This window comes from Streptomyces sp. NPDC059788 (genome assembly GCF_042732265.1).
Lineage (GTDB): Bacteria > Actinomycetota > Actinomycetes > Streptomycetales > Streptomycetaceae > Streptomyces.
The window spans coordinates 1-12,987 of record NZ_JBHWHY010000095.1; the positions used below are offsets into that span (position 1 = coordinate 1).

Consider the following 12,987-nt stretch of genomic DNA (forward strand, 5'->3'; position numbering starts at 1 on the left):
GCGGCAGGCCCGCGCGGATTTCAGCCCTTGACGGGGGAGAAGCCGCCGCCGGCGACGCCGTTGACGGTGCAGTCCGTGCCCTGGTAGCGGTCGACGAAGGTGCCGGTGATGCCGGTGAACGCGTCATACGTCTGGTTCATGGGCAGGTCCTTGTGCAGCCTGAACCGCAGTTGCACGTGGACGGACTCGCGGGGCTTCAGCGTCTTCGGGGCGGGGACGCTGCCGCGGGCGTCTCCATCGGCCTGGCGCAGCGTCTTCCAGGCGCGCTGCGAGGTGTCCCAGTACTGCAGATCGCTGTACGGGCTCAGGTCGCGCTCGCCCTCGTTGTAGACGTAACTGAGCACCTCGGCGCTGATGGTGAACGACTTCAGCTCCTTCGCCGAGGCATTGCTGAGCGTGGCGGTGTAGGTCGTCCAGTCGGTGCCGGGAGTGACCGTCTTGGGTACGCCGAACGAGCGGTTCACGAAGGCGTTGGCGCCGTAGGGATCTCCGATATCGGAACAACTCGGCATTTCCGCGGCAGGGGCCGCCTGAGAGGCGGGCGCGACGGCCACCGCCACGGGGAGCAGGACGGCCGTAGCGGCCGAGACCGACAGGGCGCGACGCAGATTCATGAAGATCTCTTTCCCGGTTCTTCGGACCCTTGGAGCCTTTGTTTCCAGTGCCATTGACTTTCGAGGCCATGGATCCTTGGGTTGTCAGGTTCTTGGAGAAACGGTTGGGCTTACGCGGTGGCGTCCGTGGCGCCCGGGCCGGCCGCGCTCCTGCGGCGGCGTACCCCGACGACCGTGCCCGCGCCGGCCAGCATCGCGGCTCCGCCGACGAGAGCGATCGCCGGGAGCGCGGTCGAGGAGCCGGTCGCGGCGAGGTTGGCGCCGCCCTGCGCGCTGAGGCCACCGGCGGAACCGGAAGCACTCGTACCGCCGCCGGACGCGGCGCTCTGGCCGGATTCGCCCGAGCCGCCCGGCTTGGAAGCCGGCGGCTGCGTCGGCTTCGTGCCCGCCGGGAGGATGGTGAAGTCGTACCAGGCTTCCTTGGCCGAACCACAGGAACCGTCGCTGTTGCGGTAGTCGCCGGCGGCGACCGCGTACCCGGTGCCGGGCTTGGCGTTCTTGACCACGCGGGTCCGCAGTTGGAGCGTGACGGCGCCGCGCGGACCGATGCTGAAGTAGCCGAACAGGTCTTCGGGCAGCGCGTCGTGGAAGGTCTTCCACCGCCCCGTCTTGGCGTCGCGGTACTCCGTCTCCAGCTCCCAGTACGGCCGGTCGACAGCTTCGCCGGAGGACACCTGCAGGAAGGGCTGCACCTCTCCCAGGGCCTTGCCGGTGGTGTTGGTGAGCGTCATGGAGAAGGGGGACCAGGCGCCGCCCACGGCCAGCTGGCGCGGCAGTCCGCGGACGGCCACCTGCAACTGGTTCGATTCGAACGCGCAGGCCTGACCCGCATCATCGGAATCACCGGCGTTCTTGTTTCCACCGGTGGCGGAACCTGCGCCGGTGGAACCCCCGGTGGTCCTTTCGTCGGTCTTGGTGGCGGCTTTCCCGGGGCCGGCCTCGGACACCGGCTCCGCCGCGAACGCGGCGGCGGGCGCGGCCAGTACGGTGGCGGGCGCTAACACGGCAGCCGCTGCGGCGGCCGTCAGGGCGCGGCGAATCTTCATCCAGTAGACCTCTCGGATTCCAGGTGCCGCCTGGGCGGCACAGGTTGACGTTCGTCATGGTCGGGATGTGTATGACGCATGGTGTGCGGGAGCGCGCTCGCGGACAGGTGTACGCGCGTACCGTGGCGATACGGGTACGCCGCGGCCTCATCGTCATCTCCTTGCTCGCCCTGCACGCGCTGAGCGGCTGGGCCCACCCAGAAAAGATCTTGGGCGACGTTGTCGACAGTAGATGCCGGGGCCGTGTCGGTGCGCCGTTCGGGCGCGATCTACGTAGCGGATTACGCAATTCCCGCCTACGGGAGCCACGGGGACCACAGGAGCCACGGGAGTTCGCGGCCTCGGTCAGCCGATGGGGTTGACGAAGGTAGCGGGGTGGGTGGCGCCGTCCTGGTGGACGAGGGGGCCCCAGGGCCACTTCAGGGTCAGCGAGGTCGTCTCGTCGGGCGGGGTGACGACCGCGTGGGCGGGCTGGTAGGAGCCCTCGTCGTCGTCCTTGGCCATGCCGAGGCTGACCGTGAAGTCGGTGCTGTCCCCGGGGCCCAGGGTGATCGAGCCGTGCTTGGCCGAGGAGCGGGTCAGCGACCAGCGCTGACCGCCGTTCTCGGAGGTCAGGTCCACACCGGCGAAACCGCCGATCTTGCAGGAGCGGCTGCTCTTGTTGGTCAGCACGATGCTCGTGGTCGTCCCGCCGCTCGCGTCGGGGTCCGGAGTCGCGTCCTCACCCGTCGCGAAAGCCGCCGTCAGGTTGGAGGTGTGGCAGCGCTCGACACCCGAACCCGCCTTGCCGCCCCGGCCGCCGCCGGACTGCTTGCCCGGGGCCCCCGCCTTGGTCTCGCCCTTCGCGCCGGAACCCGCCTGCGGCTCGGAGCCCTGCACATCGGAGGAGGCGCCCGCACCGCCGGGGTCCGCGGCGGCCACACCCGCATCCGGCCGGTTCGCGCCCTTCGCGCCGAAGGCGTCCGAACCGGAGCAGGCGGTCAAGGTGAGTCCGGCGACCGCGGTCAGGGCCGCGGCGGCGACGCGCAGGGTACGGCGGCGGACGGTGCGGGTGGTGGCGCTGGAGCTCATTTCGGGTTCCCCCCGGGGCAGTTGGTGACGTTGCTTCCTCGGTACGACACCGATCCTGTCCGGCCCCCTTAGCGAGAAGCTGCCACTCCGCTAACACCCGGCTAACGCGTCCGCGGGTGATCTCCGCCGGAAGCCATCGGCTGAACCGCGGGCGCGGATCGAACTGCTGCTGCACCACCCCGGATCGGGCCCGGACGCGGTCTCTCCGTCGACTGGGATGTGGACCTCGGCACCGAGATCGGACAATGGCGGCTGTTCAGCCACCTGTATCCCTCGCGGTCGGTGGCCGGCCCCGACGGCGACTCCGTCCTCGACCAGTGGCCCGCCCTGTTCCACATGAACAAGTGTGGATACCGGCGAGGCAGCGGCTTCGTCGAAGTCACCGACCTGCGACACGGAACACAACGGCGCGTCATCATGCGCAAAGTGCACCAAAGAAAGCTGGCGTCGCTCCTGGACGGTGCCCTGGTCTCCGATTTCCGGCAGCAGGAAATAGCGGCATTTGTGAAGTCAGGTCTCGTGCACCAGATCGGCTCCCTTCTGTGGTGGTTGCCCTCCCGCATCACCCGCTGGCCGGTGGTGGCATGACGGAAGAACGCAACAGCCGCGCACCGGAACACAGCACGGAGAGGAGTCAAGGACCATGCCCCATGGCGATGAGACCTTGCCGCTGCGCTCCCTCAACGCGGTGGAATGGGATCGCACTTACGATTCCACGACGGCAGGATGGGACGAGGAACCACCACCCGTACTGGGCGAACTCCTCGCCGAGTACGCTCCGCCCCCGGCCCGCGTCATGGATGTCGGCTGCGGGCTCGGCACCACCGCCCGATGGCTCGACAACCGCGCCTATGCCGTGGCGGCTTGCGACTTCTCGGCCCAGGCCATCAAAGAGGCCCGACGACGCACACCGCCCGATTCGGCGGTGCGGTACGAGGTCCTTGACGTCACCGCCCACGTCCCCCTGGACCCGTTCCCGGTGGTCCTCGACCGTGGCGTACTGCACACCTGCCCCACTGACCGTGAGCGTCGGACGTTCGCCGCGGCAATCGCCCGGATGTGCCGCCCGGCGGACTGTGGATACATATCGGAGCCGCCGCGCTCAGCGAAGAGCAAGCCCTGGACCAGACCAGCGGCCCGTCCTGGACCACTGAAGAGACTTTCCGCGACGCGGTGACGACGTGGTTCACCGTCCTCGACCATCGGATCGCCGATTTCGGCCGACGGACGGGTGTTACGGACTGGCCGGCTCGATACGCCGTGCTCCGGAGAAGGGACAACTGACACGGACCGAGAGCGGCAGGAGTGCGGACGGCCAGTTCTTCCGGCGGTTGCTGGTGAGGACGGTGAGTGACACGGCTCAGCCGGTCGTGAGGGCGAGAATACTCACAGATTCTTTCGCGGCACGTCCGCGCGCGAGGTGAACGCGGGCCCCGGTCGAGGCCGCCGAGCCTTCGCCGGATGTCCCCGAGGTTTCGCCGGATGCCCCCGATGTTTCGACAGATGTCCCGGAGGTTTCGGCGGACGTCCCCGAGATGGAGACGCGAAGACGAACGGAAGACGACGACCGGGCCGGCGGTCGAGTGTGACCGTGATTTCGACGTCGCGGGTGTCGTTTATCTCGATGTAAAGGCCGCGATGGCCTGTTGCCGTGACACCCGGGTGCCCGAGTAGGGTCGGGGGCTCGTGATCGCCGAGGGCTGCACCCTGCCCTCCCGGCCCTCGTGAGGGCACATGCGTACGTGGCCTCCCGGCCCCACCCGGGAAGCGCGTACGGCATGCGCACGTACGGGAAACGTCCGTACGCGCCGGGCACCGGGATGCTGCTCCGACGTCTCACAAGCAGTACAGCGGACCCCCGGGTCCGTCCCCCCACACAAAGAGTCGCGCGTGCGCGGCCGCAGACCAGGAGCACCAGTGCAGGGCATCCCCCACATAGCCAGCACACCGCACGACAGGCGATTGTCGTCCATACCCCCTGCCCGCGGGGAGCATGACCCGGCGCGGCAAACGGGGTGGGACACGGCACCGAGCATGCCGCACCGGAGCGCGGCGTCCCGCGTGACCCCGGCGGCACGGCGTCCCGAGGCCGCCTCCACCCGGCATCCCGTCTTCATCGCCCGGTCGGGCTGGCGCAGGCGGACGCTGCAAGGCGCGGCCCTGGCCGTGGGCTGCGCCTGCCTCGGGTATCTGCTGTTCGTCGGCACGCTGATCAGCGGACTCCGGCAGCCGGTCGGCACGCACCCGCCGAGTATGAACGGGCCGGTGCCTTCCGGCCCGGACGCCGGCAAGTCGCGGTACGGCCGAGGCGCACCGGCCCGGGCCGAGGCACACCGGCCGCCGGCCAGGACCCAGGCGGACCGCGACGCCCGCCGCCCGCCGGCCGGCAGATCCGCCCCGTCGGCCGGAGGCCCGAGGCAGTGAGCCGGCACGCCGCCGGTGTGCGGCGCCCGCCGCGCGGACACTGGCTCGTGCTCCTGCTGGTCCTCCTGGTGGTCGCCGTCGCCCTGGTCTTCGAGGGCTGGACGACCCACCAGGTCGACGACGCACGCACCAAGCCGCCGTGCGCCCGGCCGATCCCGCGTGCGGCGGACGACGGGAAACCGCTGCTGCGGTTCGGCCCGAAGGGGGTCACCACCGCGGGCATGCCACCCGGGACCGTCGCGCTCACCTTCGACGGCGAGCCCGACCCCGTGTGGACGCCGCGTCTGCTCGACCTGCTGCGCGAACACCATGCGCGGGCGACCTTCTTCGTCTACGGGAAGGACGCGGCCCGGAACCCGGAGCTGGTCCGGCAGATCCTGCGCGACGGGCACGAGATCGGCTCGTACACCTACAGCGGCGGCGACCTCGGTGCCGCCTCAGCGCTGCGCGCGCGGCTCGAACTGCCACTCGCCCAGACCGCTTTCGCGGGTGCGGCCGGCATCAACACCACCCTGCTGAGGCTGCCGCACACCACGGCCGCGGACACGCTCTGCGGCCCCCAGTGGCCGGCCGCGAAGCGCGCGGCGGCGCAGGGATATCTGGTGGTCGCCTCGGACCACAAGGACCGCAAGCCGTGGCGGGGGGTGGTGACGCAGCACAGCCAGACCGACCTCGGCTACCACGAGGCCAAGGATCTGCTGGAGGACCGCAGCGTGCGGCGGTTCACCACCATCAGCGGCGGACTCGGCCGTTCCTCCTTCCTCGAAGAGGTATCGGTCATCCAGGAGATCAAGGGGCAGGGCCTGATCTGGTCGCAGCGGCTCGGGCACGCCTTCCTCACCGTGATGGTGTGGACGCTGACCCTCACGGGGGTGCTCGGCGTCCTGCGGATGCTCCTGTTCGCGGTGTTCGCCCGGCTGCACGTGCGCAGGCTGCACCGGTACCGGCCCGGCGCGCCACGGCTGCGCGCGGTGCGGGACCCGGTGACGGTCCTGGTGCCGGCGTACAACGAGGAGGCCGGCATCGCCTCCACCGTGTACTCGCTCCTCGCGTCCACCCATCCGCACTTGCAGATCATCGTGATCGACGACGGCTCGACCGACTCCACCGCCGACCTCGCCGAGGGCATCGACGATCCACGGGTGACGGTGATCCGGCAGCCCAACGGCGGCAAGCCCAGCGCTCTCAACACCGGCCTGGCGCACGCCCGGCACGACATCGTCGTGATGGTCGACGCGGACACCATCTTCGAACCCGCGGCACTGGCCCGGCTGATCCAGCCGCTCGCCCACCCGGCGGTCGGCGCGGTCAGCGGCAACACCAAGGTCGGCAACCGGCGCCGCCTGATGGGCAAATGGCAGCACCTGGAGTACGTCCTCGGCTTCAACCTCGACCGGCGGATGTTCGAGGTCCTGGAGTGCATGCCGACGGTTCCGGGGGCGATCGGCGCCTTCCGCAGGGACGCGCTGATGGGCATCGGCGGCGTCAGCGACGAGACCCTGGCCGAGGACACCGACCTCACGATGGCGCTCTGGCGGGCCGGCTGGCGCGTCGTCTACGAGGAGTCGGCGGTCGCCTGGACCGAGGTGCCCAGCACCGTGCGACAGCTGTGGCGCCAGCGCTACCGCTGGTGCTATGGCACCCTCCAGTCGATGTGGAAGCACCGCCACACGGTGAAGGAGGTCGGCCCCGCCGGACGCTTCGGCCGTCGCGTCATGCTCTACGTCACGCTGTTCCAGATCGTGCTGCCGCTGTGCGCCCCGGTCGTGGACATGTTCGCCCTGTTCGGGGCCCTGTTCCGCGACCCCGTGGAGGCGGGCCTCGTCTGGTTCGGGTTCCTCTCCGTCCAGCTGGTCACCGCCGCGTACGCGCTGCGGCTCGACCGCGAACGGCTGCGCGTGCTGTGGGTGCTGCCGCTCCAGCAGTTCGTCTACCGGCAGTTGATGTACCTGGTGGTCATTCACTCCGTGACCACGGCGCTGCTCGGCACCCGCCTGAAGTGGCACAGCATGAAGCGCACCGGAACCGCCGACCCGTATCTGCTCGAAGAACCGTCCGCATCGACGCCCGGAGGCCCGTTCGAGGAGCAGCCCCCGCGGCCGAGCCTGTCGCCGCAGTGAGGGGACGGAGGGGACGGAGGGGACGGGAGCGGAACCGGCGAGCGGCCGCGCGAGTCCGACGTGGACATGAACGAGGGAGTTGACCATGACCAACCCGCCGGACCAGCGGGCCGGTCTCACCACACCCGCAGGGGAGCAGGGCCGGCCCGGCGACGCCGGGAGCCGTCCCGTGCGCCGGGGGCCGGTGCGGGTGACGGGCGAACTGTGGCGCCCGGGGCCGGAGGGCGGCCGGGGACCGTACGCCGAGCCGGAGCCGGAGCCGTACGCCGATCCAGATCTGTACGCCGCTCCGGGCTCGCATGCCGGGCAGGGGCCGTATGCCGAGGGTTTCTATGCCGGCCAGGACCCGTACGTCGGCCAGGACCCGTACGTCGGCCAGAACCCGTACGCCGGCCAGGACCCGTACGCCGGCCGAGCCCCGTACGTCGACCAGGATCCGAACGCGGCCCCGGAAGGCGCCGCCGCGCGTGAGCGGTTCGCCGAACGCCCCAGTTCGCGCTACGGGCCCCGGCGCGCCCACGCCCGGCAGCCGAAGAAACGCAGGAGGCTGCGGCGGGCGGTGCTCGTCCTGCTGGCCGTCGGGGTCGTCGCGGCGGGCGGTACGTACGGCTGGGCCGAGACCCGGCTCCAACGTGACGTCGACCTCGGCGCGTACGGGGACCGGCCACCGCCCGGCGAGGGGACCAACTACCTCATCGTGGGTTCGGACAGCCGCGACGGACTCTCGGAGGACGACGTGAAAGACCTGCACGCCGGCGGGGGTGGCGGCCGGCGCACCGACTCGATGATGCTGCTGCACACCGGGGCCCACGGCACCAGCATGGTCAGCCTGCCGCGCGACTCCTGGATCACCGTGCCCGGCCGCCTCGACACGTCGACGGGCAAGACCAAGCGGCCTGAGCGGGACAAGCTGAACGCCGCCTTCTCTTACGGCGGCCCCGAACTGCTCGTGCACACCGTCGAGAAGAACACCGGGCTGCGCATCGACCACTACGCGGAGATCGGCTTCGCCGGTTTCGTGAACATCGTCGACGCCATCGGCGGCGTCCGGATGTGCCTGGACCGGGACATCAAGGACGAGAAGTCGGGCGCCGACCTGCGCAAGGGCTGTCACACCCTGAGCGGCAGGCAGGCGCTCGCCTTCGTCCGCCAGCGGCACCAGGAGAGGGAGGGCGACCTGGGCCGGTCGAAGAACCAGCAGAAGTTCCTGTCGACCCTCGCCCACCAGGCCGCCCAGCCCGACACCCTCTTCGACCCGACGGAGATCGGCCCGGCCGTGGAGGCCGGGCTCGACACGCTCATCGTCGACAAGGACATGAGCCTGCGCGATCTCAGCAGGATCTTCCTCGCCGTACAGAGCGTCACGGGCGGACACGGCAAACAGCTCAACGTGCCCGTGTCCGGCATCGGCGTCCCCACGCCCAAGGGCAACGTACTGAAGTGGGACGCCAGGGGGACGGCCCGGCTCTTCGACGCCCTGCGGTACGACCGCCCGGTGACGGAGACGGGGAAGACACCCCGGAACCGCCGCGGTAGCCACGCACCGACACGTGACGACCGCCCACAGCGGCAGAAAGAGCAACGGGCCGGACGGTGACGGGAGGGTTGGAACGATACGACCGGGAACGGTTCCGTCATCAGTGGGCGGGGCTCCGCGGTTGCGGGAGGCCACTGTTTCTCGGCCGCCCGGTGGGCGGGGGGTGAACGGGCCGGGCTCGTCCTCATTGGCCGGACACCCCGCTCCACCAGTCGTTTCAGCCTCGCCCGGGTTCCCTCGATCTGCGCTGGTGCCGCGGGTAGTCCGATCGGCGGCGCGATCTGCTCGGCCCGCATTGGCCTGCAATGGCCTGCTTCGGCCGCGGCGCATCGGCCGTCACTTCCAGACACCTCCGCCACCCCGCCTTGGCACCTCCCGCCGGGCACCCGCAACCGCGACGACGTCTGGCACTCGTTCTCCGACTGCGCCGTCAGCTCCGCGATCCGCGACTCCCGTGCCTCCACGCGCACCCGAGCCGCTGCCTCCGGGGCTTCGGGCGGCGGTCCGGCCGTCCCGACGTTGGGGTGTCTCGTGCGATGAAGTCCGGTTGTCCCGCCAGAGCGGCCAGACGACGTCAGCTGGTCGACACCACTACGCACGCACCCGACCTCCCCGCTGTGGCCTTCCGACGCCGGCACTTGGGACACGTCATCACCGGATGCGCCGTTGTTGCCCGCTCCCGTGCGGCCTGTACCGCTGGACGCGTCGAAGGCGTCGGTGCAGTGGTTCAAGACGTCAGGTGACAGCGCCAGGCTTCCGTCGCCGCCTGCTCCCCGGTGGTCGGCGGCGCCGTGTTCTCCACGCGTTCCAGCTTTGCCCGCTGCGACGACAAGCTCGGAGCCGCCGGTGCAGTAGGCCGTCCCCGCGCCAGCCGGCTCCCGCACACCCGCCTTCTCCACTGCCGGCGAATTGCCATCCCGGACCGCCCCCGCAGCCTTCGCCATAGCCGTACCTGCCTGATCCGCCGCGGCCCCCGGCACCGCCCCGGGCGAAGACGATGTCAAATTGCTGTCCGCCCCGAACGGTGAACACACACGATGCATACGCGCCGCCACCGCCGCCGCCACGCGGATGCTCCGGGCGTCCTCCTGCACCGTGAACGTGTGATCCTTGGGCGATGTGAATGCCTTCACGACCGGAGCCCGCACCGCCGATGCGGAACTCGGTGCCGCCAACGCAGACGCCACTGCCATGGCGGAAGCCACGGCAACGCACTGCGACCGCATCAGGAATCCCTGATGAGAGCCTCCTTGATTCCGCCAGATTGGTACCTTGCTTGACCAGTCCTTGCCAGGGACAATCGGCTGAATTGTCCAGGGAGTAAGTCAATTCGCTCGCGTGAGACCGTGAACGGTTGGGTGTCCATCCCGAAGTGCGTGTGGTCTGCGCGTGAGCGTTTGCCTGCGTGACGGCGGAAGCCGGCGCCATAGCGACGCCGGCCCCCGACGCCACGACCAGCCTCACCTGTCCGGCCACGAGTTGCCCAGCACGCGCGGGGACCACCCGGCGGTGTACGGCGGGCCCGTAGCCGGTGCCGGAACAGCCCCGCACGCGCGGGGACCACTGCGTCCGGAGCCAGTGCCGCGGCGAGTCCGGGGGAACAGCCCCGCACGCGCGGGGACCACGCGGTGCGCACCTCGCGCATCGGCCGCGCCCAGGGAACAGCCCCGCACGCGCGGGGACCACAGCCGCCCCGCCTGCGCCACCGACCCCACCCCGGGAACAGCCCCGCACGCGCGGGGACCACGGCGTCGTACTGAGCAGGGCAAGTACCTCCTCGGGAACAGCCCCGCACGCGCGGGGACCACGGCTCCGATGACGCGGGGCCCCTTGGCGCGGTGGGAACAGCCCCGCACGCGCGGGGACCACATGGTCTGTCTCCTTGGTTCGGTGTTTGGGGTGGGAACAGCCCCGCACGCGCGGGGACCACCCGCTGTGCGGCCTGAGCTGCGGCCTGCCCGCCGGGAACAGCCCCGCACGCGCGGGGACCACCCGTCGGCTGGATACGGGAGGGAGCTAATCATGGGAACAGCCCCGCACGCGCGGGGACCACTCGCCGATTTCGTAGAGGAGGCTCTTCTTGTCGGGAACAGTCCCGCACGCGCGGGGACCACAGGCCAACACCCACGCGGGTCTGTGCCGTGCCGGGAACAGCCCCGCACGCGCGGGGACCACCCGGAAACGGCGGGCCGCGCATCGCTCTTCCCGGGAACAGCCCCGCACGCGCGGGGACCACACGGTGCTGGTGGCGCCCTCGACGCGGGTCTCGGGAACAGCCCCGCACGCGCGGGGACCACCCTTCGGACACTGCTCAACGACGCGTGCGGCGGGGAACAGCCCCGCACGCGCGGGGACCACGGCAGGTGCTGTTCGGCGGCCACGACGCGGTCGGGAACAGCCCCGCACGCGCGGGGACCACAAGGAGCGCTTCTACAAGGCCATGCGCGCCGAGGGAACAGCCCCGCACGCGCGGGGACCACCTCGGCACACGCTTGGCGGCGGCCACGGCGTCGGGAACAGCCCCGCACGCGCGGGGACCACAGGCCGTGACCAGCGGCTTTGTCAGGCGAGGGAGGGGTTTTTACTTACTTCCAGGGATTCCGACATAACAGGCATATGTTCCGGCATCGGCAGGCTGCTCCATTCATGCGGGACGCGGGATGCGGGCCGGGGTGGTTATCGGCGGCCGTATTTGCGGCGTTGGGCGGCCTTGCTCCAGTTCTGTTTCGGGGGCTGCGGCGGGCGGCTGGCTTCCGGTGGGGTGGTTCGGGGAGCGGGTCGGTGGAGGAGGGTGAGTCCTTCGTGGTCGGTGGGGTGCCAGGCGTGGTGGTGGGTGCGGAAGGTGAAGCCTTGTTCGGTGTCGGTCTGGTGGACGAGGAGGGCGCGGCCTTGGCTGGAGTACTGGCGGACTTCGTACCACAGGAGGTCGCGGATGCGGGCGCTGGGGGAGCCGGGGGAGAATTCGAGGAGCCAGCGGGTGGGGAAGCCGCGTAGGCCGGCGGGGCAGTTGGCGAGGTTGATGACGGTCACCACAGCGTCTCGTCGCTGTAGTTGCGGCCGCTTTCCAGGTGGGTGTCGCCGTCGGATTGCAGGGTCACGCGGTCCTGGTCGTTTGGGGCGTCACTGGTGTCGTCGTTCTGGTGAAGCGGGGTTTTGAAGTCGTTGACGCAGCGGTCGAGCAGGTTGGTGTCGTTGATGCGGTTGCGCAGGGCTCGGCGGGTGCGGGAGGCCACGTCGTCGATGCCGTCGGCGGCGGCGTCGAAGGCTGCGGGGATGGCGGTGTCGGTCTTGTAGAGGTCGGCGATGTCCAGGACGAAGGAGCGTTCGTGGCCGGAGTGGACGAAACCCAGGGCGAGGGAGCAGCCCAGGGCGGTGCTTCGAGTGCTTCCTGCCTGAACTGGCAGGGGAATCGGGGCTCCTTCATCGCGGCGAGCGTTCCCACGTGCCACGGCCTGCTGTAGGGCGTCGGGGAAGTGGGCAGTCGCTGCTCTGGGGCGTCCAGCAGGCGCAGTTCGCGCACGACGTGGGCGGCGGCGGTGCTGTGCAGGAGGGACCTGGCTGGGTGGGCTTTTCGCCGGCGCGGTAGGCGAAGCGGGTTTTGTCGGAGGCGACCCGGTCGCTCAGTACGGTCAGGGTGCTCAGGTGGTCCAGGGGGAAGGGCCGGAACGAGAGAGCGGATGGTGGCCTCGCTCGACCGGGGGCATGCTGGTCCGCTCGCTGGGGGAGAATGCCCAGGTTCCTCGGGCGTGAACGGGGACAGGCTGCACACCCCGCTTGATCGTCCTGTCCCAAAACAGCTTCATGCCTGCTCAGGAAGCCGACGAGATGCTCTGGCAGCGACCCGCCACCATGGTCATGAGCTTCCCGGGCGCCAGCCACGATCTCCACCCGGAGCAACCCGCAATCCTGCATGCTGCGCTTTCGGGCTTCCTCGGGGCCTCGCCTGACGCTGCCACGCGGTCGCAACGACACCCGGGTCGGACCCCGCGTATGGCCACCGATCCACAGATCTCGACAACCACTCCGCCGGGCCCCAACGCCGCCCTCGGTATCGCACTGCCTACCGCGCACGCACTCGTTAGGGCTTGCAGAGAATCAACATGCGGTCTTGATCTCCGTGTCGCTGTCTCCTTGTGCGAGGAAGTTCATCACGTCAAGTGGGGTGCGAAAGCGGG

The 12,987-nt window shown here is 70.3% G+C and carries 9 protein-coding genes, 1 pseudogene and 1 CRISPR repeat array; of the genes and pseudogenes, 5 read left to right on the plus strand and 5 right to left on the minus strand.

Features of this window, described 5'->3' with window-relative positions:
* Positions 1 to 20: 20 nt before the first annotated feature.
* From ACFV57_RS42010 to ACFV57_RS42020, 3 genes are all read right to left on the minus strand, one after another.
* A complete protein-coding gene (locus ACFV57_RS42010; RefSeq protein ID WP_385244366.1) occupies positions 21 to 614 on the minus strand; it encodes a hypothetical protein in 594 nt (197 codons plus the stop codon).
* 110 nt (positions 615 to 724) lie between these two features.
* Positions 725 to 1,660, minus strand: a complete 936-nt coding sequence (locus ACFV57_RS42015; RefSeq protein ID WP_385244369.1) for an LPXTG cell wall anchor domain-containing protein — start codon at positions 1,658 to 1,660, stop codon at positions 725 to 727.
* A 345-nt stretch (positions 1,661 to 2,005) separates the two neighbouring features.
* Positions 2,006 to 2,731 (minus strand): DUF4232 domain-containing protein, encoded by a 726-nt coding sequence (locus ACFV57_RS42020; RefSeq protein ID WP_385244371.1) that lies wholly within the window; start codon positions 2,729 to 2,731, stop codon positions 2,006 to 2,008.
* A gap of 183 nt (positions 2,732 to 2,914) precedes the next feature.
* Between ACFV57_RS42020 and ACFV57_RS42025 the strand changes: the two genes are divergently transcribed.
* The 5 genes from ACFV57_RS42025 (at position 2,915) to ACFV57_RS42045 (ending at position 8,872) form a co-directional block, all read left to right on the plus strand.
* Positions 2,915 to 3,319, plus strand: coding sequence for a DUF5825 family protein (locus ACFV57_RS42025; protein WP_385244388.1), 405 nt, complete (start codon positions 2,915 to 2,917; stop codon positions 3,317 to 3,319).
* 55 nt (positions 3,320 to 3,374) lie between these two features.
* Positions 3,375 to 3,908, plus strand: a complete 534-nt coding sequence (locus ACFV57_RS42030) for a class I SAM-dependent methyltransferase (protein WP_385244374.1) — start codon at positions 3,375 to 3,377, stop codon at positions 3,906 to 3,908.
* Between the two features lie 857 nt (positions 3,909 to 4,765).
* Positions 4,766 to 5,155: a hypothetical protein gene (locus tag ACFV57_RS42035; protein ID WP_385244377.1), complete on the plus strand. Its 390-nt coding sequence runs from the start codon at positions 4,766 to 4,768 to the stop codon at positions 5,153 to 5,155.
* Positions 5,152 to 7,275, plus strand: a complete 2,124-nt coding sequence (locus tag ACFV57_RS42040) for a bifunctional polysaccharide deacetylase/glycosyltransferase family 2 protein (RefSeq protein WP_385244380.1) — start codon at positions 5,152 to 5,154, stop codon at positions 7,273 to 7,275. Before ACFV57_RS42035 ends, ACFV57_RS42040 begins: the two co-directional genes overlap by 4 nt.
* Before the next feature lie 85 nt (positions 7,276 to 7,360).
* Positions 7,361 to 8,872 (plus strand): LCP family protein, encoded by a 1,512-nt coding sequence (locus tag ACFV57_RS42045; protein WP_385244382.1) that lies wholly within the window; start codon positions 7,361 to 7,363, stop codon positions 8,870 to 8,872.
* A 1,414-nt stretch (positions 8,873 to 10,286) separates the two neighbouring features.
* Positions 10,287 to 11,353: direct repeats of the CRISPR family, unit length 29 nt; unit sequence GGGAACAGCCCCGCACGCGCGGGGACCAC.
* A gap of 135 nt (positions 11,354 to 11,488) precedes the next feature.
* Here ACFV57_RS42045 and cas2e read toward each other — a convergent pair.
* Both cas2e and ACFV57_RS42055 read right to left on the minus strand, forming a co-directional pair.
* Entirely contained in the window at positions 11,489 to 11,842 is a 354-nt protein-coding gene (gene cas2e, locus ACFV57_RS42050) for a type I-E CRISPR-associated endoribonuclease Cas2e (RefSeq protein WP_385244385.1), read from the minus strand.
* Positions 11,839 to 12,183 (minus strand): annotated as a pseudogene (locus tag ACFV57_RS42055) (type I-E CRISPR-associated endonuclease Cas1); the annotation flags it as partial. The gene cas2e and the pseudogene ACFV57_RS42055, both read right to left, overlap by 4 nt.
* Positions 12,184 to 12,987 lie beyond the last annotated feature (804 nt).

Coding starts and splice junctions, on each gene's coding strand:
- ACFV57_RS42010 (WP_385244366.1), bottom strand. CDS start 614: ATGAATCTGCGTCGCGCCCTGTCGGTCTCGGCCGCTACGGCCGTCCTG.
- ACFV57_RS42015 (WP_385244369.1), bottom strand. CDS start 1,660: ATGAAGATTCGCCGCGCCCTGACGGCCGCCGCAGCGGCTGCCGTGTTA.
- ACFV57_RS42020 (WP_385244371.1), bottom strand. CDS start 2,731: ATGAGCTCCAGCGCCACCACCCGCACCGTCCGCCGCCGTACCCTGCGC.
- ACFV57_RS42030 (WP_385244374.1), top strand. CDS start 3,375: ATGCCCCATGGCGATGAGACCTTGCCGCTGCGCTCCCTCAACGCGGTG.
- ACFV57_RS42035 (WP_385244377.1), top strand. CDS start 4,766: ATGCCGCACCGGAGCGCGGCGTCCCGCGTGACCCCGGCGGCACGGCGT.
- ACFV57_RS42045 (WP_385244382.1), top strand. CDS start 7,361: ATGACCAACCCGCCGGACCAGCGGGCCGGTCTCACCACACCCGCAGGG.